This window comes from Streptomyces sp. NPDC007856 (assembly GCF_042868225.1).
GTDB lineage: Bacteria > Actinomycetota > Actinomycetes > Streptomycetales > Streptomycetaceae > Streptomyces.
The window spans coordinates 23,679-48,112 of the sequence record NZ_JBIAEC010000020.1 but is presented as its reverse complement, the minus strand read 5'-3'; the positions used below and the strand labels follow the sequence as shown (position 1 = coordinate 48,112).

The 24,434-nt window shown below is 71.9% G+C and carries 23 protein-coding genes; 10 read left to right on the top strand and 13 right to left on the bottom strand.

The features are described from left to right. Positions 1 to 4 precede the first annotated feature (4 nt). The 5 genes from ACFYOH_RS36425 to ACFYOH_RS36405 form a co-directional block, all read right to left on the bottom strand. Complete coding sequence (locus tag ACFYOH_RS36425) at positions 5 to 1,789, bottom strand: glycoside hydrolase family 15 protein (RefSeq protein ID WP_388634855.1); 1,785 nt, start codon at positions 1,787 to 1,789, stop codon at positions 5 to 7. 102 nt (positions 1,790 to 1,891) lie between these two features. Next, positions 1,892 to 2,719, bottom strand: a complete 828-nt coding sequence (locus ACFYOH_RS36420) for an SURF1 family protein (RefSeq protein WP_388634853.1) — start codon at positions 2,717 to 2,719, stop codon at positions 1,892 to 1,894. 16 nt (positions 2,720 to 2,735) lie between these two features. Next, on the bottom strand, positions 2,736 to 2,969 hold the full coding sequence (locus tag ACFYOH_RS36415) for a hypothetical protein (protein WP_055704294.1): 234 nt from the start codon (positions 2,967 to 2,969) through the stop codon (positions 2,736 to 2,738). A gap of 113 nt (positions 2,970 to 3,082) precedes the next feature. Next, complete coding sequence (locus ACFYOH_RS36410) at positions 3,083 to 4,075, bottom strand: DEDDh family exonuclease (protein WP_388634851.1); 993 nt, start codon at positions 4,073 to 4,075, stop codon at positions 3,083 to 3,085. Positions 4,076 to 4,146: 71 nt separating this feature from the next. Beyond that, complete coding sequence (locus ACFYOH_RS36405) at positions 4,147 to 4,830, bottom strand: TetR/AcrR family transcriptional regulator (protein WP_388634849.1); 684 nt, start codon at positions 4,828 to 4,830, stop codon at positions 4,147 to 4,149. 101 nt (positions 4,831 to 4,931) lie between these two features. Between ACFYOH_RS36405 and ACFYOH_RS36400 the strand changes: the two genes are divergently transcribed. From ACFYOH_RS36400 to ACFYOH_RS36375, 6 genes are all read left to right on the top strand, one after another. Then, on the top strand, positions 4,932 to 5,750 hold the full coding sequence (locus tag ACFYOH_RS36400; RefSeq protein ID WP_388634847.1) for an acetoacetate decarboxylase family protein: 819 nt from the start codon (positions 4,932 to 4,934) through the stop codon (positions 5,748 to 5,750). Next, the gene (locus ACFYOH_RS36395; protein WP_388634845.1) at positions 5,750 to 6,634 is read left to right on the top strand and encodes an SDR family NAD(P)-dependent oxidoreductase; all 885 of its coding nucleotides are present in this window, start codon (positions 5,750 to 5,752) and stop codon (positions 6,632 to 6,634) included. The genes ACFYOH_RS36400 and ACFYOH_RS36395 overlap by 1 nt, the downstream gene beginning before the upstream one ends. A 17-nt stretch (positions 6,635 to 6,651) precedes the next feature. Further along, the gene (locus tag ACFYOH_RS36390) at positions 6,652 to 7,965 is read left to right on the top strand and encodes an amidohydrolase family protein (RefSeq protein WP_388634843.1); all 1,314 of its coding nucleotides are present in this window, start codon (positions 6,652 to 6,654) and stop codon (positions 7,963 to 7,965) included. After that, the gene (locus tag ACFYOH_RS36385) at positions 7,962 to 9,191 is read left to right on the top strand and encodes an amidohydrolase family protein (protein ID WP_388634841.1); all 1,230 of its coding nucleotides are present in this window, start codon (positions 7,962 to 7,964) and stop codon (positions 9,189 to 9,191) included. The genes ACFYOH_RS36390 and ACFYOH_RS36385 overlap by 4 nt, the downstream gene beginning before the upstream one ends. Before the next feature lie 39 nt (positions 9,192 to 9,230). Further along, positions 9,231 to 9,941: a VIT family protein gene (locus tag ACFYOH_RS36380; RefSeq protein WP_388634839.1), complete on the top strand. Its 711-nt coding sequence runs from the start codon at positions 9,231 to 9,233 to the stop codon at positions 9,939 to 9,941. Between the two features lie 117 nt (positions 9,942 to 10,058). Continuing rightward, positions 10,059 to 11,108 carry a zinc-dependent alcohol dehydrogenase family protein gene (locus ACFYOH_RS36375; protein ID WP_388634837.1) on the top strand — a complete coding sequence of 350 codons (1,050 nt, stop codon included), beginning with the start codon at positions 10,059 to 10,061 and terminating at the stop codon, positions 11,106 to 11,108. A 4-nt stretch (positions 11,109 to 11,112) separates the two neighbouring features. On the opposite strand, the gene ACFYOH_RS36370 is transcribed toward ACFYOH_RS36375, so the two are convergent. From ACFYOH_RS36370 to ACFYOH_RS36360, 3 genes are all read right to left on the bottom strand, one after another. Continuing rightward, positions 11,113 to 12,123 (bottom strand): CopD family protein, encoded by a 1,011-nt coding sequence (locus ACFYOH_RS36370; RefSeq protein ID WP_388634835.1) that lies wholly within the window; start codon positions 12,121 to 12,123, stop codon positions 11,113 to 11,115. A 124-nt stretch (positions 12,124 to 12,247) separates the two neighbouring features. Then, positions 12,248 to 13,627, bottom strand: coding sequence for a CoA transferase (locus ACFYOH_RS36365; RefSeq protein WP_388634833.1), 1,380 nt, complete (start codon positions 13,625 to 13,627; stop codon positions 12,248 to 12,250). A 57-nt stretch (positions 13,628 to 13,684) separates the two neighbouring features. Then, positions 13,685 to 15,214, bottom strand: a complete 1,530-nt coding sequence (locus ACFYOH_RS36360; protein WP_388634831.1) for a S8 family serine peptidase — start codon at positions 15,212 to 15,214, stop codon at positions 13,685 to 13,687. Between the two features lie 260 nt (positions 15,215 to 15,474). Here ACFYOH_RS36360 and ACFYOH_RS36355 point away from each other — a divergent pair, with 260 nt between their 5' ends. The 3 genes from ACFYOH_RS36355 to moaA all read left to right on the top strand — a co-directional run bounded on the left by ACFYOH_RS36355 (position 15,475) and on the right by moaA (position 18,592). Next, complete coding sequence (locus ACFYOH_RS36355; RefSeq protein WP_388634829.1) at positions 15,475 to 15,831, top strand: DUF485 domain-containing protein; 357 nt, start codon at positions 15,475 to 15,477, stop codon at positions 15,829 to 15,831. Then, positions 15,828 to 17,447, top strand: a complete 1,620-nt coding sequence (locus ACFYOH_RS36350) for a cation acetate symporter (RefSeq protein ID WP_388634827.1) — start codon at positions 15,828 to 15,830, stop codon at positions 17,445 to 17,447. The genes ACFYOH_RS36355 and ACFYOH_RS36350 overlap by 4 nt, the downstream gene beginning before the upstream one ends. Before the next feature lie 155 nt (positions 17,448 to 17,602). Further along, positions 17,603 to 18,592, top strand: a complete 990-nt coding sequence (gene moaA, locus ACFYOH_RS36345; RefSeq protein ID WP_388635000.1) for a GTP 3',8-cyclase MoaA — start codon at positions 17,603 to 17,605, stop codon at positions 18,590 to 18,592. Here moaA and ACFYOH_RS36340 read toward each other — a convergent pair. Together ACFYOH_RS36340 and ACFYOH_RS36335 are read right to left on the bottom strand one after the other, a co-directional pair. Then, positions 18,589 to 18,807, bottom strand: a complete 219-nt coding sequence (locus tag ACFYOH_RS36340; protein ID WP_388634825.1) for a hypothetical protein — start codon at positions 18,805 to 18,807, stop codon at positions 18,589 to 18,591. The genes moaA and ACFYOH_RS36340 overlap by 4 nt on opposite strands. A 226-nt stretch (positions 18,808 to 19,033) precedes the next feature. Then, positions 19,034 to 19,426, bottom strand: a complete 393-nt coding sequence (locus tag ACFYOH_RS36335) for a DUF3099 domain-containing protein (RefSeq protein WP_388634823.1) — start codon at positions 19,424 to 19,426, stop codon at positions 19,034 to 19,036. Between the two features lie 201 nt (positions 19,427 to 19,627). On the opposite strand from ACFYOH_RS36335, the gene ACFYOH_RS36330 reads away from it, so the two are divergent. Beyond that, positions 19,628 to 19,915, top strand: a complete 288-nt coding sequence (locus ACFYOH_RS36330) for a GlsB/YeaQ/YmgE family stress response membrane protein (RefSeq protein WP_388634821.1) — start codon at positions 19,628 to 19,630, stop codon at positions 19,913 to 19,915. A 65-nt stretch (positions 19,916 to 19,980) separates the two neighbouring features. On the opposite strand, the gene tyrS is transcribed toward ACFYOH_RS36330, so the two are convergent. The 3 genes from tyrS to ACFYOH_RS36315 form a co-directional block, all read right to left on the bottom strand. After that, entirely contained in the window at positions 19,981 to 21,249 is a 1,269-nt protein-coding gene (gene tyrS, locus ACFYOH_RS36325; RefSeq protein WP_388634819.1) for a tyrosine--tRNA ligase, read from the bottom strand. A gap of 66 nt (positions 21,250 to 21,315) precedes the next feature. After that, a complete protein-coding gene (locus tag ACFYOH_RS36320) occupies positions 21,316 to 22,710 on the bottom strand; it encodes a metallopeptidase TldD-related protein (protein ID WP_388634817.1) in 1,395 nt (464 codons plus the stop codon). Next, positions 22,707 to 24,269 carry a TldD/PmbA family protein gene (locus ACFYOH_RS36315; RefSeq protein WP_388634815.1) on the bottom strand — a complete coding sequence of 521 codons (1,563 nt, stop codon included), beginning with the start codon at positions 24,267 to 24,269 and terminating at the stop codon, positions 22,707 to 22,709. Before ACFYOH_RS36315 ends, ACFYOH_RS36320 begins: the two co-directional genes overlap by 4 nt. Positions 24,270 to 24,434 lie beyond the last annotated feature (165 nt).

The window sequence follows — 24,434 nt, the reverse complement described above, 5'->3', positions numbered from 1 at the left end:
GCCCCTATCCTGCCCGGTCGTCCCCGAACAGTGTGAGGGCGGTGTTCACCAGCGCGATGTGGCTGAAGGCCTGCGGGAAGTTGCCCAGATGGCGGCCGTCGACCGGGTCGTACTCCTCGGCCAGCAGCCCCACGTCGTTGACCAGGCCCACCAGCCGGCCGAACAGCTCCCGCGCCTCGTCCTTCCGGCCGGTCAGATGCAGGGCGTCGGCCAGCCAGAACGAGCAGGCCAGGAAGGCGCCCTCGCCGCCCGGCAGCCCGTCGATCACCGAGTCCTCGGTGTCGTAGCGGCGCAGGAAGCCACCGTGGCCGAGGGTGTGACGGATCGCGTCGACCGTGCCGACCACCCGGGGGTCGTCGGGCGGCAGGAAGCCGACGCGCGGGATGAGCAGCAGCGACGCGTCGAGTTCGTGGGAGCCGTAGTACTGGGTGAAGGTGTTGCGCTCGTGGTCGTAGCCCTTCTCGCACACCTCCTGGTGGACCTCGTCGCGGAATCTGCGCCAGCCCTCCAGGTCGCCCTTGAGGTCCTTGTACTGCTCCAGGGTCTTCACGGCCCGGTCGGCGGCCACCCACACCATCACCTTGGAGTGCACGAACTGCTGCCGGCCGCCGCGCACCTCCCACAGGCCCTCGTCCGGCTGCCGCCACGCCGACTCCAGGAACTGCATGAGGGCGCGCTGCATCGCCCACATGTGGGGCCGCGGGGACAGACCCGCGTTGCGGGCCAGGGCGAGCGAGTCCATCACCTCGCCGTACACGTCGAGCTGGAGCTGCTCGACCGCGCCGTTGCCGATGCGTACGGGGGCGGACTCGGCGAAGCCGGGCAGCCAGGACAGCTCCATCTCCGGCAGCCGCCGCTCGCCCGCGACGCCGTACATGATCTGCAGGTCGGCCGGGTCGCCCGCGACCGCGCGCAGCAGCCAGTCGCGCCAGGCCGAGGCCTCGTCGTGGTAGCCGGCGTTGAGCAGCGCGCCGAGGGTGAGGGTGGAGTCGCGCAGCCAGCAGTACCGGTAGTCCCAGTTGCGCACCCCGCCCGGCTTCTCCGGCAGCGAGGTGGTCGCCGCGGCGACGATCCCGCCGGTCGGGATGTAGGTGAGGGCCTTGAGGGTGATCAGGGAGCGGACGACCAGGTCCCGGTGGGGCCCCCGGTAACGGCACTGCCGACTCCAGCCCTGCCAGTCGGCGACGCTGCACTCCAGGCCCTCGAAGGGGTCGTTGAGCGGCGGGCGCTCCTCGTGCGAGGGATGCCAGGTGAGCACGAACGCGACCCGCTCGCCCTCGGCGACGGTGAACTCGGAGTGGGTGCCGAAGTCCTCGCCCCAGGTGTGCACGGACGGCTCGGAGCGCAGCCAGACCGAGTCCGGGCCCGCGACGGCCACCCGGTGCCCGTCCGCGCGGCGCATCCACGGCATGATCGAGCCGTAGTCGAAGCGCAGCCGGAGGGTGCTGCGGACGGTGACCCGGCCGCTGACGCCTTCGACGATGCGTACGACGTCGGGGGCGCGGTCGCGCTGCGGCATCAGGTCGGTGACCCGGACCGTGCCGTCCGGGGTCTCCCACTCGGTGTCGAGGACGAGGGTGTCGGGCCGGTAGGCGCGGCGCGAGCAGGTGTCCGCTCCCTTCGGGGCGATCCGCCAGTAGCCGTGGTCCTCGTCGCCCAGCAGCCGGGCGAAGCAGGCGCCGGAGTCGAAGCGGGGCAGGCACAGCCAGTCGATCGAGCCGTTCTTGCCGACCAGCGCCGCGGTCTGCTCGTCACCGATGAGTGCGTAGTCCGCGATGCGCGGGTTCACGGGATCCGGTTTCCCGGCGGGCCAGAGAGCCAATCAGGTGGTGCGCCGGGGGAGTGACGTAACCCGCGCGATGCTTCCCGTGACGCTTTCCCTGGTGCCCGGTCAGACCGTGGCCGGTGCGCTCTCCTCCGGCTGCACAGCCGCCGTGGCCTCCTCCCGGTCGCGGATCTCCCGCCGGACCAGGAACCACCAGCCGACCGGGACGCCCGCGGCGAACAGCCACCACTGGATCATGTACGCGTAGTTCAGCGGGGCGTCCTCGCTGCCGGGGTCGGAGATCTGCTCCGGGCCGCCCTTGGGCGTGGGCGCCGTCTGCTCGACATAGCCGCCGAGCACCTGCGCGCCGAGCCGGTGCGCCTCCTCCGTGCTGTTGATCAGCATGAGCTGCCGGTCGGGCAGGCCCTTGACGTTCTTGATTCCGCTCGCCGCGGTCGTCTCGTCGGCCATCAGCCGCCCCGTGATGGTGGTGCGGCCGGACGGCGGGGCGGGGATCTTCGGGAAGGCCGTCTGGACGCCGTCCGCCGGGATCCAGCCACGGTTGACGAGGAGGACCCTGCCGTCCGTGAGGACGAGCGGGGTGAGCACATGGAAGCCGACCTCGCCGTCGGAATTGGTCCGGCGCCGGACCACGACCTCCCTGGCGGTTTCGAAGGTGCCGGTCGCGGTGACCGTGCGGTACTTCTCGGTGCGGGTAACCGTGTGCCGGGGAGAGGTCAGCCGCTCGACCGGGACCGGCTTGGCGTGCAGCGCCGAGGAGACCAGGTCGTTGCGCGCGGTGCGCTCCTCGTACCGGTGCTTCTGCCAGAAGCCCAGCCTGATCATCGTCGGGATCAGTGCGATCGCGACGATGCTGAGGATCACCCACTGGCGGGACAACAGGAAGCGGTAGCGGTGCACCCCACGACGGTACATCCGGGCCGTGGGGTGCATTCAGGCGGGTACCGGGTCACACCCGGTCGACAATTCCCACCTTCCCCTCGGCGCGGGCGCAGTGGGCCCCGCAGTAGAACCGGCCGTCGGCCTCCACGCCCTGGCCGATGATCTGCACCCGGCAGTGCTCGCAGATGGGGGCCATCCGGTGGATCGCACAGGAGAAGCAGTCGAAAACGTGCACCGCGCCCTGTGCGTGGACCTCGAAGGTCATTCCGTAGTCATTGCCGCAAACTTCGCATTTCGCCATGCGCCACAGGGTGAGCCCGCCACCGGCGCACGGCGAGCGGTCGCCGGGTGAGTCGTCCGGCAACCACCCGTTCGTACGATTTCCTTCCGGTTCGGAGTCGGTCTTCCGTGCCGCTATCCGTCGGCGGGCTCGACGTCCCGCAGCAGCTGCCCGAACGCGGCCTCGTCCACGATCGGCGTGCCGAACTGCCGCGCCTTGACCACCTTGGACGTGCCCGCGTCGGGGTCGTTGGTCACCAGCAGGCTGGTCAGCCGGGAGATGCTGGACGCCACGTGCAGACCGGCCTCGGTGGCCCGGTCCTCCAGTAGCTCGCGCTCGACGGAGGTGTCCCCGGAGAACGCCACCCGCATGCCCTGTTTGAGGCGTTTGCCGTCTTCGTAGCGACCCGGGTTGGGGTACGGGCATGCGGGCCTTTTGCGGGAGGGTCGCCAACTGGTCGTCCGGTAGCCGCCGTAGCCCCCGTACCCGCCCGACGACTGCCGCGGCACCGGGCGGTCGGACCACTCCGTCAGCGGCCGGCACTCCAGCAGCGGCAGCCGTACGCCGCCCGCCGCCGCGGCCCGCAGGCTCGGCCGGAACGCCTCCGCCAGCACGCGCGCGTCGTCCAGCGCGTGGTGCGCCCGCTGCTGTACGACGCCGTAGTGCGCCGCCAGCGACTCCAGCTTGAAGTTGGGCAGCGGCAGCCCCAGCTCCTTCGACAGCGCGATGGTGCACAGCCGCTGACGCGCCGGCGCCTCGCGCTCCGCGCGCGCGTACTCCCGCGCGATCATCTGCCAGTCGAAGACGGCGTTGTGCGCGACCAGCACCCGGCCGTCCAGCCGGGCCGCGAACTCCTCGGCGATGTCCGTGAAGAGCGGCGCCCCTTCGAGTACCTCGCTCGTCAGACCGTGTATCCACACCGGCCCCGGATCGCGCTCCGGGTTGACCAGCGTGTACCAGTGGTCCTCGACCTCGCCGCGCTCGTCCAGCCGGTACACGGCCGCCGAGATGATCCGGTCGTCCCGGGCAAGGCCGGTGGTCTCCACGTCAACGACCGCGTATCCCTTCGGATACGCGGCCGGCCACTGGGTGGGGGAGGACACTGCGGTCGCACGGTCTTCGAGCATGGTCACTGAGGATACGGGCCGCGACTGACAGCGCGGTCCGGCAGGTGCCGGAGGCTTCGCCGGCTTGCCGCTCAGCCGCTCGGCCGCCGTACACACGTGCGTGCCGAGTCGGGCGAGTGGGTGGGCAAGTGGTCGGCCAGAAGCGACCGCACCAGCGCCCGGACGGCCGTCACGAACAGCCGGTCGGTGTCCACCGGCCGGGCCAGCGCACGCGCCAGCGCGGCGTCGCCCCCGGCGGCCTCCGCGCTCCACAGCTCCTCCTCGCCGGGGCACTGCACGGGGGCCCGCTCGCGGTTGCGCTCGACCAGTACATGGCCGACGACCTGGAACTGCACCGCCTGGACGAACTCGGCGGCCCGGGCGCCGCGCAGACCGGCCGCGTGCGCCTCGCGCACCAGGACCCGCTGCGCCGGCAGGAACATCCGCTCGGTCAGCCCCCGCTCGTGCACCAGGGCCACCAGATGCGGATGGTCGCGCAACTGCCGGCGCAGGGCGCGCGCCACGGAGACCACCCGCTGCTCGGGCGTGCGCCCGGACGGCCGGATCTCGCCGAGCTCGGCCACGGTCCGCTCCACGAGCGCGTCGAGCAGCGCCTCCCGGCCCCCGACGTGCCAGTAGATCGACGTCACGGCGGTGCCCAGCTCCGCTGCCAGCCCCCGCATGGTGAGCGCGTCCGGACCGTGCCGCTTCACCAGTCCCGCGGCCGCTTCCAGCACCGTCTGACGGCTCAGCGCACTCCTCGACCCGCTCGGCATGATCCCCCAACTCCCGTCCGTCCCCGTGCCTTTACCCCTCACCGAGTCTGCTGTAACTGTGTTACAGATGACGGCCCGTCAGAAGAAGGGCGGTACGGCGTATGGCACACGCACGCGTACGGTACGGCGCACGGACCGAGCGGGAGATCGCCGCGACGCGCACCGCGAGCGCGCGGCTTCCCGACATCTGGTCCACCGGGGTGGTGGCCGTCTGGGAGACCGACCCGGACGCGGTCGCCGCGGTCCTGCCGCCACCCCTGAAACCCACCGGCAGCCCGCTCGTCCGAGTGAACATCAGCAAGGTCGACCTGCCCGGGTATCCGCTCGGCGCGGGCTCGGTCGCGGTCGCCGCCGCCCATGGCACGGTCGAGGGCTGGTACCCGCTGGTCATGCCGATGACCCACGAGCGCGCCCTCACCTGCGGGCGCGAGGTCTTCGGCGAGCCCAAGAAGCTGGGCGAGGTGACCGTCGAGCGCGACGGCCCCGGTGTGCGCGCGGCGCTGAGCCGGCACGGCATCGCGTTCGTCGAGGTGCGCGGCACGGTCGGCGCCGGGCTGCCGCTGCCGGAGCCGAGCCGCAAGACCGACTTCTACTTCAAGTTCCTGCCCGCCGTGGACGGTTCCGGCTTCGACCTCGACCCGGTGCTGGTCCACTGCGTCCGCCACGAGCGGGTGCGCCGGCTGGAGCGGGTCATCGGGGAGGTCGTCCTGCGCGAGTCGGCGTACGACCCCGTGGCCGACCTTCCCGTGCAGCGCCTGTGCGAGATCACCGTCGGCGAGAAGACGAGCGACCAGAGCGGCCGGGTCGCCGAACGCGTCGACGCCCAGGCCCTGTTGCCGTACGTCCACCAGCGCTACGACGATCCGCTGCAGATCCTCGACGGGCCACCGGAGCTCGCCTCGCCCGAGGGGAGTGCGTGATGGACCTCCAAGCCGGACAGGTCGCGGTCGTCACCGGCGCCGCGAGCGGCATCGGGCTCGCGATGGCCCGGCGGTTCGCCGCCGAGGGCCTGAAGGTCGTCCTCGCCGACGTGGAGGGGGCCGCACTGGACAAGGCCGCGGCCGGGCTGCGGGCCGAGGGCGCCGACGTGCACGCGCGCGTGGTCGACGTCGGCGAACGCGCCCAGGTCATGGAGTTGGCCGACGCGGCGTACGACACCTACGGCGCCGTGCACGTCCTGTGCAACAACGCGGGCGTCGGCTCGGGCGCCGAGGGCCGGATGTGGGAGCACGACCCGAACGACTGGCGGTGGGCCTTCGCCGTCAATGTGTGGGGCGTCTTCCATGGTGTCCAGGCTTTCGTCCCCAGGATGATCAAGTCGGGTCAACCCGGTCATGTGGTCAATACATCCTCCGGCGACGGCGGCATCACGCCCCTCCCGACCGCCTCCGTGTACGCGGTCACCAAGGCGGCCGTCGTCACCCTGACCGAGTCCCTGTACGCCCACCTGAAGGCCGAGCACGCACGCGTGGGTGCCTCGGTGCTCTTCCCCGGCCCGCACATGCTGCGCACCGGCCTGTGGGAGTCGCACCGCAACCGCCCCGCCCGCTACGCCAAACAGCGCCCGCGCAGGACGCCGTACCGCAGCCTCGACCAGTGGGAGGCGGCGATGCGCGCGGCCGGCCAGGAGGTCCGCTTCACGCCGGTCGAGGACGTCGCCGGCCTCGTCGTGGCCGGCATCCGCGCCGGCCGCTTCTGGCTGCTGCCGGAGAGCGAGCACAGCGACGCGCAGATCCGCGCCCGGGCCCGGTCGATGCTGGACCGGGCGAACCCGTCGTACCTCGAAAGCTTCGTCCTGGACTGAACCGAGAGGAGGCCCTGGTGAGCGCATACGACGACCCGTACCTGATCATCTCCTCCGACTGCCACGCCGGGCTGCCCACCGAGGAGTACCGGCCCTATCTGGAGTCCCGTTTCCACCGGGACTTCGACGAGTTCCTCGCGGGTCGCGACCGGCGCCGCGAGGAGATGACCCGGCTCGGCATCCGCAACGAGGCCTTCGCCGACCGGTGGTTCCACGACAACGCCGAAGGCCTGCGCGGCGGCTGGGACACCGCACAACGGCTGAAGGAGCTGGACGGGGACGGCGTGGCCGCCGAGGTGGTGTTCCCGGACGCCGACGCCGTCGACAGCCGCACCGCCGCCCCCTTCGGCGTGGGCCTCGGCCTGAGCGGCGACCACGACCCGGAGCTGGGCATGGCGGGTGCCCGGGCGCACAACCGCTGGCTCGCGGACTTCGTCTCCGAGCATCCTGAACGGCACTGCGGAGTCGCCCTGCTGCCGGTCACGGCCCCCGTCGAGCAGGTCGTCGCCGAGATCCACGGGGCCCGGGAGTCCGGCCTCGGCGCGCTGATGATCCCGGCCATGTGGGCGCACAAGGAGCCCTACCACGACCGCCGTTACGACCCCGTGTGGGCGGCCGCCGCCGAGTGCCGCATGCCGGTGCTCACCCATTCCGGCGCAGCCCCGCGCCAGGAGTACGGCGACCACCTCGGCATCTATGTGAGCGAGGTGACCTGGTGGCCGGCCCGGCCGCTGTGGTTCCTGCTCTGGTCCGGCGTCTTCGAACGCCACCCCTCCTTGCGCTTCGGCGTCGCCGAGTCCGGCTGCTGGTGGCTGCCGAACCTGCTGTGGTTCATGGACCGCCTCTACCTCGGCGCGCACGGCGGCAAGAAGCTCTCCCCGTTCGAGGAGCTGAAGCGCCCGCCGCACGAGTACCTGGACCGGCAGGTGTTCGTCTGCGCCACCAACACCAAGCGGCGCGAGCTGGCCCAGCGCTACGAGATCGGCGTCGACAACATCCTGTGGGGCAGCGACTTCCCGCACCCCGAGGGCACCTGGCCCGACACGCGCGCGTGGCTGCGCCGTACCTTCCACGACATCCCCGTCACCGAGACCCGCCGCATGCTCGGCCTCGCCGCGGCCGAGGTCTTCGGCTTCGACGCCGACAAGCTCACGCCCCTGGCCCGCCGCATCGGGCCAACCCCCGCCGACCTCGGCCAGCCCGCCGACCAGACGGCCGTCGAGGCGTCCTGGGCGCGCTCGCGCGAAACGGGCCGGCACTGGCTGACCGACCGGGACTTCCCGGTGCTGGGCACCGACCCCGGCTCTTTTGCGGAGGGAGCGTCCGCATGAGCGACGACCGGTACACCGTCATCTCCGCCGACTGCCACGCCGGCGCCGACCTCCTCGACTACCGGCCCTACCTGGAGAAGCGGTACCACGACGACTTCGACGTCTGGGCCGCCACGTACGTCAACCCCTACGAGGACCTGCTCGCCGACTCCGCCGACCGCAACTGGAACTCCGAGCGGCGCCTCGCGGAGCTGGAGGCGGACGGGATCGTGGCGGAGGTGATCTTCCCGAACACCATCCCGCCGTTCTTCCCGTCGGGCTCCCTGATGGCCCCGCCGCCCGGCGCCGAGGACTTCGAGCGCCGCTGGGCGGGCCTGCGCGCGCACAACCGCTGGCTCGCCGACTTCTGCGCCGCCGCGCCGGGCCGCCGGGCGGGTGTCTTCCAGATCCTGCTGGGCGATGTCGAGGAGGCCGTCAAGGAGATCCGGTGGGCCGCCTCCGCGGGCCTGAAGGGCGGCCTGATGCTGCCGGGCACCCCGCCCGGCTCGGGGCTCCCCGAGCTGTACTCGCGGACGTACGACCCGATCTGGGCCACCTGCGCGGAACTCGGCGTCCCGGTCAACCACCACGCCGGTTCGGCCTCCCCGCCGCTCGGCGAGGAACCGGCCGCCCGCGCGGTGTTCATGGTGGAGACGACCTGGTTCTCCCACCGCGCCCTGTGGCACCTGGTCTTCGGCGGCGCCTTCCGCAGGCACGCCGAGCTGAAACTGGTCCTGACCGAGCAGGGCTCCGGCTGGATCCCCGGGGTGCTCGGCATGCTGGACTACTACCACGGCCGCCTGGTCGCCGCGGCCACGAGGGCCGACACGGCGGAGGCCAGGTTCGGCACCGGACTCGCCGCGGGCATGGGCGCGCCGCCCTCCCGGGTCTGGCAGGACAACTGCTTCGTCGGCGCCAGCTTCATGCGCCCGCACGAGGTGCCGCTGCGCGACCGCATCGGCGTCGACAAGATCATGTGGGGCAGCGACTACCCGCACGACGAGGGCACCCATCCCTACACCCGCGAGGCCCTGCGGTGCGCCTACGCGGGCGTGCCGCGCGAGGAGGTCGCGGCCATGCTCGGCGGCAACGCGGCCCGCGTCTACGGCTTCGACCTCGCCCACCTCGACCCCGTCGCGGCGAAGGTGGGGCCCACGGTGGCGGAGGTCGCCGAGCCCCTGACGCAGCCACCGGCGGACGCGACCAGTCCGGTGTTCGCCCGGGGGGCCTCACTGCGGGTGTGGTGATGTGGAGGCGGCAGCCCCGGGAGTGCGATCCTCCCTGCTGTGACGGATCCCACCCACGAAGAGGCCCACGGGGCCGCGCTCGGCTCGCGGCTGAACTGGCTGCGGGCCGCGGTGCTCGGCGCGAACGACGGCATCGTCTCCACCGCGGGCATCGTCGTCGGCGTGGCGGGCGCCACCCAGAGCCGGTCCGCCCTGCTCACCGCCGGACTGGCCGGCCTGCTCGCCGGGTCGATGTCCATGGCGGCCGGCGAGTACGTCTCCGTGTCCACCCAGCGCGACTCCGAGGTGGCCGCGCTGGCCGTGGAGAAACGGGAACTGCGGGAGCAGCCGGAGGCCGAGCTGCAGGAGCTGACCACGCTGCTGGAGGAGCGTGGGCTGTCCCACGAGGTGGCCCGGGAGGCCGCCGAACAGCTCACCGCGCGGGACGCGCTCAGGGCGCACGCGCGCGTGGAGCTCGGTATCGACCCGGAGGACCTCACCAACCCCTGGCACGCGGCCCGGGCGAGCTTCCTGGCCTTCACGGTGGGCGCGCTGCTGCCGCTGCTGGCCATCGTCCTGCCCCCGGCCGGCTGGCGGCTGGGCGTGACCGTCGTCTCCGTCCTGGCCGCGCTCGTCCTCACCGGCTGGATGAGCGCGAGGCTCGGCGCGGCCGACCCGAAACACGCGGTGCTGCGCAATGTGGTGGGCGGGGCGCTGGCGATGGGGGTCACCTACGCGGCGGGCAGCCTGCTGGGTGCGGTGGGGGTCTGATACGTGGCCGGGGACCCTGGGCGCGCGGGCCGGGCCGGCGACGGCGTACCGTGAGCTGCGCTCGACCACCCCCCCCCTGAGCACCCGGTACCGACCCGCACGAGAAGGACCCTCGCCATGCGCGCCACCACCATCCACGCCCCGTACGACATGCGCGTGGAGGACGTCCCCGAGCCCGTGGCGCAGCTGCCCACCGACGCCGTGGTAAGGGTGCTGCGCGCCTGCATCTGCGGCAGCGACCTGTGGGCCTACCGGGGCGAGGCGGCCCGGCAGCCGGGGCAGCGCATCGGGCACGAGTTCCTCGGGATCGTCGAGGAGACCGGCTCCGAGGTGAGCACCGTCCGGCGCGGTGACCTGGTGGTCGCGCCGTTCATGTGGTCCGACGGCGTCTGCGACTACTGCCGCGAGGGCCTGACGACGTCCTGCGAGCACGGCGGCTTCTGGGGCTCCGTCGGCTACGACGGCGGCCAGGGCGAGGCCGTGCGCGTGCCCTTCGCCGACGGCACCCTCGTCCAGCTCCCCAAGGACGCGGCCTCCGACGACCACCTGCTGTCCGCCCTGCTGACCCTCTCCGACGTCCTCGGCACCGGCCACCACGCCGCCCTCGGCGCGGGCGCCCGCCCCGGCGCCACGGTCGCCGTCGTCGGCGACGGCGCGGTCGGCCTGTGCGCGGTCCTCGCCGCCAAGCGGCTGGGCGCCGAGCGGATCATCGCGCTCGGCCGGCACGAGGTCCGCACCGACATCGCGCGCCGCTTCGGTGCCACCGACGTCGTCGCCGAGCGCGGCGACGCGGCCGTCGAGGCCGTCCGTGAGCTCACCCGCGGCCAGGGCGCGCACGCCGTCGTCGAGGCCGTCGGCACCGAGCAGTCCATGCGGACCGCCGTCAACATCACCCGCGACGGTGGCGCGATCGGCTTCGTGGGCGTGCCGCACGGCAGCGGCACCGGCCTCGACCTCGGCGTCATGTTCGACCGGAACATCGCTCTGCGCGGCGGCGTCGCCCCGGTCCGCGCCTACATCCCCGACCTGCTGCCCGACGTCCTGGACGGCACGATCGACCCGTCGCCGGTGTTCGACATGACCGTCGACATCGAGGGCGTGCCCGCGGGCTACAAGGCGATGGACGAGCGCACCGCCCTCAAGGTCCTGGTCACGTGCGACCGGTGACCCGCTAGGTCCAGCGGATCGGCAGTGGCAGCGCCGTGAGCAGACCCGAGACCGCGACCACCGCGCCCAGCGCGATCAGCTCGGCCCGCGCGGGCGGGTACGCGGTCAGCGGGTCGGCGGCGCGGCGCAGCCGGATCCGCGCCCACAGGGCGAGCAGCGCGACGACGGTGACCAGGATCACCTTGGCCAGCAGGGTGCGTCCGTACGCCGTCGTCGTCAGCTGGTCCAGGATCGTGGCCGACGGCATGCGGCGCAGCGAACTGCACACGCCCGTCGCGGTGATGGCGGCGAGCAGGACGGCCGCCACGCGCGCGTAGCGGCCGAGCAGCGCGGCACCGGCCGGATCGCCGCGCCACAGCCTCAGCAGCCGTAGGGCGTGCAGCAGACCGCCGGTCCACAGCGCCGCGCACGTCAGGTGCACCAGCGTCAGACCCGAGCCGGCCAGCGGGCTCTGCTCGGTCGTCGGGTGGGCGCGCAGCGCCTCCGCGACCACCACCGCGGCCAGCGGCCACACCTGGGCCGCCGGACGGCGCAGGAACGCGCACACGGCCGCCAGCAGAAAGGCGTTGACCTCCAGCAGGGCCAGCCTGCCGTCGCGGGAGCCGTACAGGCCGCCGACGTCGATCTGGCCGAGGCGGTGCGGGATCAGATTGCCGGCGGACACCACCGAGGCGAGCGCCAGCGCGGCGACGAAACCGGCGGCGGTCGCGAACAGCGCCCAGCTGTACGGCCGTTCGGGCGGGACACCGGGCAGGCGCCGGGCGAGCCGATGCACGAACAGCTCACCGAGGGGCACGCTCAGAGCGGCGAACACCACCGCGCGCAGCAGCCCGATGCCGCCGACCCCCGGCGCGGCGGCCTCCCCGGTGCCGTGCAGCGCAGCCGACGGCCCGAGCAGGGGGATCAGGGCGCCCAGCGCCACCAGGACCAGGAGCGCGACGGCCCGGCCGGTGCCGGACCGCCGCGCCGAGCCCTGGTCGTCGGGCGCCTCGGCGGTCGGTCGTGTCAAGCCCACCCTGTGATCTTCGCCAGCCGCCGCAGAACCGGGCAAGTCCCGGAAAACAACTGGCAGTACGGAATTCCACGCATACATACGTTTCCGGCCGCCCCCGCACTCACGTGTCTCCGGCCGCCGGCACTCACCGCCAGCGGGCGCTGTCCGACCCCCACGGCAGCGGAGGCCGCGCCCAGTCGGCGGGGCCGCCCGCGAAGGACACCGGCGGCAGCGCGTGCCGCAGCCGGCCGAGCGGGCTGTCCGTCTCGGCCAGCCAGGCGTCCGGCCCCGCGTACGGCGCACCCATGGCAGCGGTCGGCCGGATCCCGTCGGTCAGCCAGTGCGCGGTCCTGGCCAGCGCCAGCCGCACCGACCGGCCGCCGCCGTCGTACGACTGCTCGGTCAGCGCCCGCAGGACGGCCGCCGCCAGCAGATAGCCGGTGCCGTGGTCCAGCGCCTGCGCGGGCAGTGCGCCCGGCTCTCCGGCCGAGCTCTCGGTCGCGGCGATGCCGGTCGCGACCTGCACCAGGCTGTCGAAGCCGCGCCGCCCGCCCCAGGGACCGTACGCGCCCCACGCCGAGACCTGCGCCACGACCAGTCCGGGCCGGCGCGCGGCCAGTGCCTGCGGCGAGAGCCCGAACCGGTCGAGGGCGCCCGGCCGGTAGCCGGTGACGACGACGTCCGCCGCGGCCAGCAGTTCCTCGAAGGCGGCGCGGTCGGCGGTGAGGTCGAGCGTCGCCGACCGCTTCCCGAATCCCGTGTCGGCGTGCTGGTCGGGGAGTTCGGGCAGCCAGGGGGCGTCCACGCGGAGCACGTCCGCGCCGAGCAGGGCGAGGGTGCGGGTGGCGACCGGGCCGGCGAGGACCCGGGTCAGGTCCAGCACGCGCAGCCCGGCGGCGGGCAGCAGGGGAGCGGCGGCGGGATCGAGCGGGGTGAGCACGCGCGCGTGCGTGGAGCCGAGGCGCTCGCGCTCGACCAGCGGGCGTGCGGCGACCTCGGCGGCCTGCTCGGTGGCCGCCCACTCCTTCGGGGTGCGCAGGGCCACCGCGAGGCCGCCGGCGCCGTACACCGCCTGCTCGACCGCCACCGCGGACCGCTCGGCGAGCCGGCCGGCCACCGCCTCCGGCGTGGCGTCCGCCGGCAGGCCCAGCGCGTGGAGCAACCTGGCCCGGTGGTGCGGGTAGTTGGCGTGGGTGCGCACCCAGCCGTCGGCCGTCCGCCAGAACCGCGACAGCGGCGCGAAGACGACCGGTGCCCGCCCGTCGACCAGCAGGTGCCGTTCACTGTGGAAGGCGGCCGCCACGGCGCCGTCGTCGACCCGGACGGCGGGCACCTCGGCGAGCCCGGCCCGGCGGGCCGCCAGTTCTGCGGCGGCCAGCGCACAGACCCCGACGCACGCGCGCGCCAGCTCCCGCACGGGAAGCCGCGCCGGAAGCGCGCCGGGGCGCCCGACCGTCGTCACCCGGGAGACGAGGGCGGAGTCGCCGCCCAGTGCGGACCATGCCACCTCGATGTCAGCAGTCATGACCACACTATGCATTATTGATTGATCAATATTGATCGAATCAACTCGTGGAACGGGCTACTCGACTGCGCGCAGTGCGTTGACGACGCCGAAGCCGTAGAAGCCGTTGACGCGCTTGCCGCCGGCGCAGGTCGCGTCCACGACCCCGTCACCGTTGCCGTCGTAGGGCTCGCTCGGGCAGCCCGGGTTGTCCGCCTCGGCCTTCAGCAGGGCCTGCAGCTGGGCCGGAGTGGCGTTCGGATGGGCGGACTTCAGCAGCGCGGCCACCGCGGCCACGTGCGGGGAGGCCATCGAGGTGCCCTGGAGGAAGCCGTACTGGCCGTTCGGCAGCGTGGACAGGATGCGGCCGTTCTTCGACGGCGTGTCCGGGATCTGGTACTTGTCGCCGCCCGGCCCCGCCACGTCGATCACGCCCTGGCCGTAGCTGGAGTAGTAGGACTTGGCGCCCTTCACGCCCACCGCGCTCACCGTCACCACACCGGGCAGCTGGGTCGGCACGTCGAAGCACTCGTGCGGATCGACCGTGCGGGTCGTCGCCGTCGAGTCGTCGGGGCTGGAGGCGTCCACGAGCGCGTGCGAGTCCAGGTCGTCGTTGGAGTTGCCCGCGGAGGCCACATTGAGCGTGCCCTTGCTCTGTGCATACAGCTGGGCCCTGTTGACCGCGTCGACGATGGCCCGTTGATCCGGATCGTCCATGCAGTTGTACAGCCACGGATCAACGTAGTAGCTGTTGTTGGTGACCTGGATGCCGTGGTCGGCGGCGAACACGAAGGCGCAGACCACGCTCTCCGGGTAGAACAGCTGCGTGGAGTCCGGCTGGGCCACGGTGATGCTCGCGACCTTCACGCCCGGTGCCACGCCGGCCACGCCAATGCCGTTGCGGGCCGCGGCTATCTCGCCGGCCACATGGGTGCCGTGGTAGTGGGCGGCGTCCGCCGGGCGCCAGGCGCCGTACGTCGTGTCCGCCTTGCCGCTCACGCAGTTCGCCGACTGGGAGGCGGAGAAGTTCGGGGCGATGTCCGGATGGGTGTCGTCCACGCCCGTGTCGATGACACCGACGGTCACACTGCTGCTGCCCGGGTTGATCCGCGCGGCCCGGTCGGCGCCGATCGCCCGCAGGTCCCACTGGTCCGCCTCCAGCGGCTCCTCGCCCGGGGCCGCGGCCTGGGTGAGCCTCGCGGCCTCCGCCTTCGACAGGACCTGCACCGCGCCCTCGTCGGTCGTGCCCGCGGCGCTCAGCGGCGCGGTACGCGTGGCGCCCGCCGAGTCCACCCCGCGCACCGCGCGCATCCGCGCGGCGAAGTCCGCCTTCGCGGAGTGGGCGACGATCACGCCGATCCTGTCGTAACTGGCCACGACCGAGCCGCCGTTGCGCAGGATCTCCCGCTGCACGGACTCGATCGTGCCGTGATCCGTACGGGTGTTGACCACGTACGCGAGGTTCGGTCCGTCGTCCGCCACCCGCGCCGCCCTGGCCGCGGCGGGCGCCGCGGAGGCCGCCGTCGGCAGGAAGCCGAGCGAGGCGGTCAGCGACAGCACGACGGGCACGGCGAGCGCGAGCCGGCGTCTGGAACGCAGATGAACCATGGGATCTCCACATCATCCGGATACGAAACCGCCCGAGACACAGATGGTGCCCGGGCAGGTGCATGGCGAGTGGTGCAGGCAGAAGCTATCCCCACGGCTCACCGCTCGGCAATGACTTGGCAATGCCTCGACAAGACCGCTTGCGAAAGAACTCATAGGACTTGAACCGGTCCTCGCGTGGCGCCGTGGACCTTGGGCAGGGAGCGCCAGCACGATCGAGCTCCCCGTTCGTCATTGCTTCCGCAACGCGAGGAGACCCCGTGGCCACCGAGACACCGCCCCCCGCCACACCGGGGGCCCCACTTCCCTCCACCGAGGAGTTCGCCGAGGTGCAGCAGAGCGCGGAGTTCGGCGAACTGCGCCGCGCCCACCGCTCGTTCGTCTTCCCGCTGGCCGTCGCCTTCACCGCCTGGTACCTGCTGTACGTGCTGCTCTCCAACTACGCGGGCGGCTTCATGGGCACCAAGGTGGCCGGCAACGTCAATGTGGCCCTCGTCCTGGGCCTCGCCCAGTTCCTCACCACCTTCCTCATCGCCTGGTGGTACGCACGGCACGCCGCCACCCGGCTCGACCCCAAGGCGGAGGCCATCAAGTCCCGGATGGAGGGCGGCGCATGAGCCCCGCGATCACGCTGGCCGCCGGCGAGGCGAGCGACCACCGGACGCTGATCATCACCCTGTTCTCGGTGGTCGTCGCCGCGACCCTCGTCATCACCGTCTGGGCCGGCCGCCAGACGAAGAACGCCGCCGACTTCTACGCCGGCGGACGCCAGTTCACCGGCTTCCAGAACGGACTCGCCGTCTCCGGCGACTACATGTCCGCCGCGTCCTTCCTCGGCATCGCCGGCGCCATCGCGCTGTTCGGCTACGACGGCTTCCTGTACTCCATCGGCTTCCTCGTCGCCTGGCTCGTCGCCCTGCTCCTGGTCGCCGAACCCCTGCGCAACTCCGGCCGCTACACCATGGGCGACGTGCTGGCCTACCGCATGCGCCAGCGCCCGGTCCGCACGGCCGCCGGCACCTCCACCATCGTGGTCTCGATCTTCTACCTACTGGCCCAGATGGCGGGCGCGGGTGTCCTCGTCTCGCTCCTGCTCGGCATCACCAGCGACGGCGGCAAGATCGGCATCGTCGCCCTGGTCGGCCTGCTGATGATCGTCTACGTCACCATCGGCGGCATGAAGGGCACCACCTGGGTCCAGATGGTCAAGGCCGTGCTGCTGATCGCGGGCGCTCTGCTGCTGACCTTCCTGGTCCTGCTGAAGTTCCACTTCAACGTCTCCGACCTGCTCGGCAAGGCCGCCGACAACAGCGGCAAGGGCTCGGCGTTCCTGGAGCCCGGTCTGAAGTACGGCGCCACCGGCACCACCAAGCTGGACTTCATCTCGCTCGGCCTCGCCCTGGTCCTGGGCACCGCCGGCCTGCCGCACATCCTGATCCGCTTCTACACGGTCCCGACCGCAAAGGCCGCCCGTAAGTCGGTCATCTGGGCGATCGGCCTGATCGGCGCCTTCTACCTGATGACCCTCGCCCTCGGCTTCGGCGCCGCCGCGCTGATCAAACCGGACGAGATCATCGCCTCCAACAAGGCGGGCAACACCGCGGCACCCCTGCTGGCGCTGCATCTCGGCGGCGTCGACTCCAACTGGGGCGCGATCCTGCTCGCCACCATCTCGGCCGTCGCCTTCGCGACGATCCTCGCTGTCGTCGCGGGCCTCACCCTGGCCTCGTCGTCCTCCTTCGCCCACGACATCTACGCCAACGTCATCAAGAGGGGGCAGGCCACCGAGAAGCAGGAGGTCGGCGCGGCCCGCTGGGCGACCGTCGGCATCGGCGCGGTCTCGATCGTCCTCGGCGCCCTGGCCCGCGACCTGAACGTGGCCGGCCTGGTCGCCCTCGCCTTCGCGGTCGCCGCCTCCGCCAACCTGCCGACCATCCTCTACAGCCTGTTCTGGAAGCGGTTCACCACCTCGGGCGCCCTGTGGTCGATCTACGGCGGCCTGGTCACCGCGGTCGGCCTGGTGCTGTTCTCCCCGGTGGTCTCCGGCAGCCCGGCCTCGATGTTCCCCGGCGTCGACTTCCACTGGTTCCCGCTGGAGAACCCCGGCATCATCTCCATCCCCGTCGGGTTCCTGCTCGGCGTCGTGGGCACCCTGCTGTCCAAGGAGGTCCCGGACGCCGGCAAGTACGCCGAACTGGAGGTGCGGTCCCTGACCGGCACCGGAGCACACTGAGATTCGTACGACGGCCGCGTCGTGGGGGGCTGTACGGTCCTACGACGCGGCCGTGTCGTACCTCGTCGGATCGGGCCGCTGTCGTTGTCAGTGGTGTCACGTAGGCTCGCAGGTGACGGAAAATGAGTGATCCGGGATCTAGGGAGGGGGCCCACGTGCTCATCGACACCTACGGCCGGGTGGCCACCGACCTGAGGGTCTCGCTGACCGACCGCTGCAATCTGCGCTGCACGTACTGCATGCCCGAGGAGGGCCTGCAGTGGCTGGCCAAGCCCGATCTGCTCACCGACGACGAGATCGTCCGCCTCGTCGACATCGCCGTGCGCATGCTCGGCATCGAGGAGGTCCGCTTCACCGGCGGCGAGCCCCTGCTGCGCCCTGGCCTGGTCGGCATCGTCGAGCGCGTCGCGGCCCTCACCCCCCGCCCGCAGACGTCCCTCACCACCAACGGCATCGGCCTCAAGCGCACCGCGACCGCGCTGAAGGCGGCCGGCCTGGACCGGGTCAACGTCTCCCTGGACACCCTCCGCCCCGCCGTCTTCAAGACCCTGACCCGCCGCGACCGCCACAGGGACGTCCTCGAAGGCCTCGAGGCCGCCCGCGAGGCCGGTCTGACCCCCGTCAAGGTCAACTCGGTCCTGATGCCGGGCATGAACGACGACGAGGCCCCCGACCTGCTGGCCTGGGCCGTGGAGCACGACTACGAACTTCGGTTCATCGAGCAGATGCCACTGGACGCCCAGCACGGATGGAAGCGCGAGGGCATGGTCACCGCCGGGGACATCCTGGCCTCCCTGCGCACCCGCTTCGACCTCACCCCCGAGGGCGCCGACAAGCGCGGCTCGGCCCCGGCGGAGCGCTGGCTGGTGAACGGCGGCCCGCACCGGGTCGGCGTCATCGCCTCGGTCACCCGCCCCTTCTGCGCGGCCTGCGACCGCACCCGCCTCACGGCCGACGGGCAGATACGCACCTGTCTCTTCGCGACGGAGGAGACGGACCTGCGTGCAGCGCTGCGCAGCGACGCCCCCGACGAGGAGGTCGCCCGCATCTGGAAGCTGGCGATGTGGGGGAAGAAGGCGGGAGCGGGCCTGGACGACCCGTCGTTCGTCCAGCCGGACCGACCGATGTCGGCGATCGGCGGCTAGGCGTCCTCGGGATCCTGCCAGTCGGCGAACTTCACGACGTCCTTCAGGAAACCCCGCACTCCGAGGAACTGCGAAAGATGCTCGCGATGCTCCTCGCACGCGAGCCACGTCTTGCGCCGCTCCGGCGTGTGGATCTTCGGGTTGTTCCACGCCAGCACCCACACGGCAGCGGCACGGCAGCCCTTGGCGGAGCAGATCGGCGTCTCGTCACTCACGGGTTCGTCTCGGGTTCGTCGTGCAGAAGGGGCCTGAACAAGGCGACGCCGAGCAGCCACGGGGGGAGCTGCCCGGCGTCGGTCCGTCGCTCCGACGGGGGATGCGGAGCGCGTACGCAGTATGTCACGGCTACCCCGCCGCCCGGCACTGGAACTACACGATCCATCTGAGCTTTTCTTGAGCTTGACGGGCGACGGCATTCCGCTTCCGGCGTATCCGCAACGGTCACATCGGGTCCGACCGCTCACCACCCGCCGCCGTCGGACGAGCCGCCGCATCCTCCGGAACGGATTCCGCCTGCGCCTCCTCCGCCCGCGGCGGCGTGATCATCGGCCGTGTCGGCGCGGTGATGAACGTGGAGGGCAGGGACGGCGGCCGCTCTCGGCCGGCGTTCGCGATCACCACCGCGATATAGGGGAGCAGCGCCCCGGCGACGAGCGCCACGACGGCGACGTACCGCTCGACGTTCCACAGGGAGACCGCGAGGATCACCGACACCGTGCGGATCGTCATCGAGATGACGTACCTGCGCTGCCGGCCCCGTACGTCCTCGGCGAGTCCCGTCCGGGCTCCGGTGATCCGGAACACCTGGACGTTGCCGCCGTGCTGTTTCCGCATCGCATTCCACCATCCGCCCACATCGGCTCGCCCCGACCCTTTACGTTACGCCGCGGCTGCGCAGCCCACGAGACCGGGTCGCCCGCTGCCTGCGGCAACGCCACCGGCCGTACCGCGCACGGGGGAACCCGACATGCGCCGTACGGACCACCGACCCACACTTGCCGTAATGCTCACGTCGAGCCGTACGAGGAGGCAGCCATGGGCTGGTTGTGGGCGATCATCGTGGGATTCGTGCTGGGCCTGATCGCCAAGGCGGTCATCCCGGGCAAGCAGCACAGCCCGCTCTGGCTGACCACCATCTGCGGCATGCTCGGCGCCATCGTGGGCAACGCGGTCGCCCGCGCCGTCGGCGTGGCGCAGACCCGCGGCATCGACTGGACCCGGCACGCCTTCCAGCTCGTGGCGGCGATCATCATCGTCGCAGCGGTGGACGCCCTGTACATGGCGACGCTGGGCAAGCGGAAGCAGGAGAGGGTCGGGGCGTGAGATCTCGTTGAGCGGGGGCGCCCCGAAAGGGGCGCGGGGCTGTGTTCCCCCCGCCCCACACGGCGCTAAGCGGAAACGACCTCCACCGCGGCCAGGTTCTTCTTCCCCCGCCGCAGCACCAGCCACCGCCCGTCCAGCAGATCCTCGGACGAGGGCACCGCGTCCTCGGAGCCGACCTTCGCGTTGTTCACGTAGGCCCCGCCCTCCTTCACGGTCCGCCGCGCGGCGGACTTGCTGGCGACGAGCCCGACCTCGGCGAACAGATCGACCACCGGACCCAGCTCGGCGACCTGGATGTGCGGGACCTCGGACAGCGCCGCGGCCAGTGTCCGGCCGTCCAGCTCCGACAGCTCGCCCTGCCCGAACAGGGCGCGCGACGCGGCGATCACCGCGGCCGTCTGGTCCGCGCCGTGCACCAGCGTCGTCAGCTCCTCGGCGAGCGCACGCTGCGCGGCCCGGGCCTGCGGCCGCTCCTGCGTCTGCCGCTCCAGCTCCTCGATCTCCTCCCGGGACTTGAAGCTGAAGATGCGCAGGAACTTCGAGACGTCACGGTCGTCCGCGTTCACCCAGAACTGGTAGAACGCGTACGGCGTCGTCATCTCGGGGTCGAGCCAGACCGTGCCGGACTCGGTCTTGCCGAACTTGGTCCCGTCCGCCTTGGTGATCAGCGGCGTACCGAGCGCGTGCACCACGGCGTCCTGCTCGACCCGGTGGATGAGGTCCGTGCCCGACGTGAGGTTGCCCCACTGGTCGCTGCCGCCCGTCTGCAGGGCGCAGCCGTACCGCCGGTAGAGCTGCAGGAAGTCCATGCCCTGCAGGATCTGGTAGCTGAACTCGGTGTAGCTGATGCCCGCATCGGAGTTCAGCCGCCGGGAGACGGCCTCCTTGGCGATCATCTTGTTGACCCGGAAGTGCTTGCCGATGTCCCGCAGGAACTCGATGGCCGACAGGCCCTGGGTCCAGTCCAGGTTGTTGACCATGACAGCGGCGTTCGGCCCGTCGAAGTGCAGCAGCGGCTCGATCTGGGCGCGCAGCCGGTCCACCCAGCCCGCCACGGTCTCCGGCGCGTTCAGCGTGCGCTCGGCCGTCGGCTTCGGGTCGCCGATGAGACCCGTGGCACCGCCGACCAGCGCCAGCGGCCGGTTACCGGCCTCCTGGAGGCGACGCATCGTGAGGATCTGCACCAGGTTGCCGAGGTGCAGGCTGGGCGCGGTCGGGTCGAAGCCGCAATAGAACGTGACGGGGCCGTCCGCGAACGCCTTGCGCAGTGCGTCCTCGTCCGTGGAGAGGGCGATGAGCCCACGCCACTTCAGCTCGTCGACGATGTCCGTCACGGTTCTCGTGTCTCCTTGATGATCTTCGGGCAGCCGGGTGACACCCGACCACGAACGCCTACGAGGTTATACGCCCTGGCTGACAGAGCTCATGTTGAAATCAGGGATCCGCAGCGCCGGCATCGCGGCCCGGGTGAACCAGTCGCTCCACTCGCGCGGCAGCGTCTTCTCCGTACGGCCCGCCTCCGTGGCCCGCCGCAGCAGGTCGACCGGCGACTCGTTGAACCGGAAGTTGTTCACCTGCCCCGTCACCTCGCCGTTCTCCACGAGGTAGACGCCGTCCCGGGTCAGACCGGTGAGCAGCAGCGTGGCCGGGTCCACCTCGCGGATGTACCACAGACAGGTCAGCAGCAGCCCGCGCTCGGTGCCCGCGACCATGTCCTCCAGGGAGCGGTCGTTCCCGCCGTCCAGGATCAGGTTCCCGAGGACCGGGGCGACCGGCAGCCCGGTCAGACCCGCGCTGTGCCGGGTGGTCGTCAGGTGCTTGAGCACACCCTCGCCGATCCACTCCGTCGTGTGGGTCGGCAGCCCGTTGTCGAACACGGACTGGTCCCCGCCGGAGGAGTGGGCGACCACGAAGGGCGGGCACTCAAGGCCCGGCTCGTTCGGGTCGCTGCGCAGGGTCAGCGGCAGCTCGGTGAGCCTCTCGCCGACACGCGTGCCGCCGCCCGGCTTCGAGAACACCGTCCGGCCCTCGGCCGCGTCCCGGCCGGACGCCGACCACAACTGGTAGATCAGCAGGTCCGCGACGGCCGTGGGCGGCAGCAGCGTCTCGTACCGGCCGGCGGGCAGCTCCACGCGCCGCTCGGCCCAGCCGAGCCGTACCGCCAGCTCGGCGTCGAGGGCACCCGGGTCGATGTCCTTGAAGTCCCGCGTGGAGCGGCCCGCCCACGCCGAGCGGGTGCGGTCGGGCGACTTGGCGTTCACCTCCAGCGTGCCGGTGGGCTGGTCGTGCCTGAGGCGCAGCCCGGTGGACGTGCCCAGGTACGTCGAAACCAGCTCGTGGTTGGCGAAGCCGTACAGCTCACGGCCGCCCGCACGCGCGCGTGCGAACGCCTCGCCGAGCGCCGGGGCGAAGTCGGCGAACACCGCGGAGGAGGTCGCGGCGGGCGCGTCCGTGAAGTCCGGCGACTGCGGCACATCGCCGACCAGCGGCTGCGCGTCCTCGGCGGGCCCCGCACCGCGCGCGGCGGTCTCGGCGGCCCGCACCAGCGGCTCCAGCTCCTGAGCGGTGACCGCCGAGCGCGACACGACACCGGAGGCGGTGCCCTCCTTGCCGTCCACGGTCGCGATCACGGTGAGCGTACGGCCGCGGGTCACGCCGTTCGTGGTGAGCGCGTTGCCCGCCCAGCGCAGGTTGGCCGTGGAGTACTCGTCCGCGATGACGACACAGCCGTCGGCCCGGGACAGCGCGAGCGCCTGCTCGACGATCTCGTGCGGCTTGTTCGTACGGGCGCTCATCGACCGGCCTCCTGCGTGGTGTTCAGAATGTTGACGCCCCTGAAGAGGGCGGACGGGCACCCGTGCGACACCGAGGCCACCTGCCCCGGCTGGGCCTTGCCGCAGTTGAAGGCGCCGCCGAGGACATAGGTCTGCGGACCGCCGACCGCGGTCATCGAGCCCCAGAAGTCGGTCGTGTTCGCCTGGTACGCCACGTCCTTCAGCTGACCGGCGATCCGCCCGTTCTCGATCCTGAAGAAGCGCTGCCCGGTGAACTGGAAGTTGTACCGCTGCATGTCGATCGACCAGGAACGGTCGCCGACCACGTAGATGCCCCGGTCGACACTCCCGATCAGGTCCTCCGTGGACAACCCCGCCGGGTCCGGCCGGAGCGAGACGTTGGCCATGCGCTGCACCGGCACATGCGCGGGGGAGTCGGCGTACGCGCACCCGTTGGACCGGTCGAAGCCGGTGAGCCGGGCGATCCGCCGGTCCAGCTGGTAGCCGACCAGCGTGCCGTCCTTCACCAGGTCCCAGGACTGCGCCTCGACGCCCTCGTCGTCGTACCCGACGGTCGCCAGGCCGTGCTCGGCGGTGCGGTCGCCGGTGACGTTCATCAGCTCGGAGCCGTAACGCAGCTTGCCCAGCTGGTCGAAGGTGGCGAAGGAGGTGCCGGCGTAGGCGGCCTCGTAGCCGAGCGCCCGGTCCAGCTCCGTCGCGTGCCCGATGGACTCGTGGATGGTCAGCCACAGGTTGGACGGGTCGACGACCAGGTCGTACAGGCCCGGCTGCACACTCGGCGCCCGCATCTTCTCGGCGAGCAGCTCCGGGATCCGCTCCAGTTCCTGGTCCCAGTCCCAGCCGGTGCCGGTCAGGTACTCCCAGCCCCGGCCGACCGGCGGCGCGAGGGTCCGCATCGAGTCGAACTCGCCGCTGGACTCGTCCACCGACACCGCGGTCAGCTGCGGATGCAGCCGCACCCGCTGCTGGGTCGTCACGGTCCCGGCGGTGTCGGCGTAGAACTTGTTCTCGTGCACGGTGAGCAGGGAGGCGTCCACGTGGTTGACGCCCCTCGCGGCCAGCAGCCGTGCGCTCCAGTCCGCCAGCAGCGCGGCCTTCTCCTCGTCCGGCACGGAGAACGGGTCGATCTCGTACGACGACACCCACGTGCGGTCCGCGTGCACCGGCTCGTCGGCCAGCTCCACCCTTTCGTCCGACCCGGCCGCCTTGATGACCTGCGCGGACAGCTTGGCCATGGCCACCGCCTGCGAGGCCACCTTGGCGGCCGCGTCCATGGTCAGGTCCACACCGGAGGCGAAGCCCCACGTACCGCCGTGCACGACCCGCACCGCGTACCCGAGGTCGGTGGTGTCCGAGGACCCGGCGGGCTTGGCGTCCCGCAGCCGCCAGGACGCGTTGCGCACCCGCTCGAACCGGAAGTCCGCGTGCTCGGCCCCGAGCGCACGCGCGCGTGCCAGAGCGGCGTCGGCGAGGGACCTTAGCGGAAGCGCCGTGAAGGCTTCGTCGATGGAATGGGGCACGGAGGTCTCCCTGCTGTCGTGGCCTGTGGGTCCGATCATGTCGCGGGAACGGCCCGGCGGACCACACGTTTCGCGCCCGGACCGAGCGGTTCTGTAGGGATCCGACAGTGACTCCCGCCCGCCACTGTCGGTGCCCGATTGCCCACGGGCCCGGCCGTACCGATAGGTTTTCGATGAAGCCGCCTGTCATCCAGGTGTCCGGGC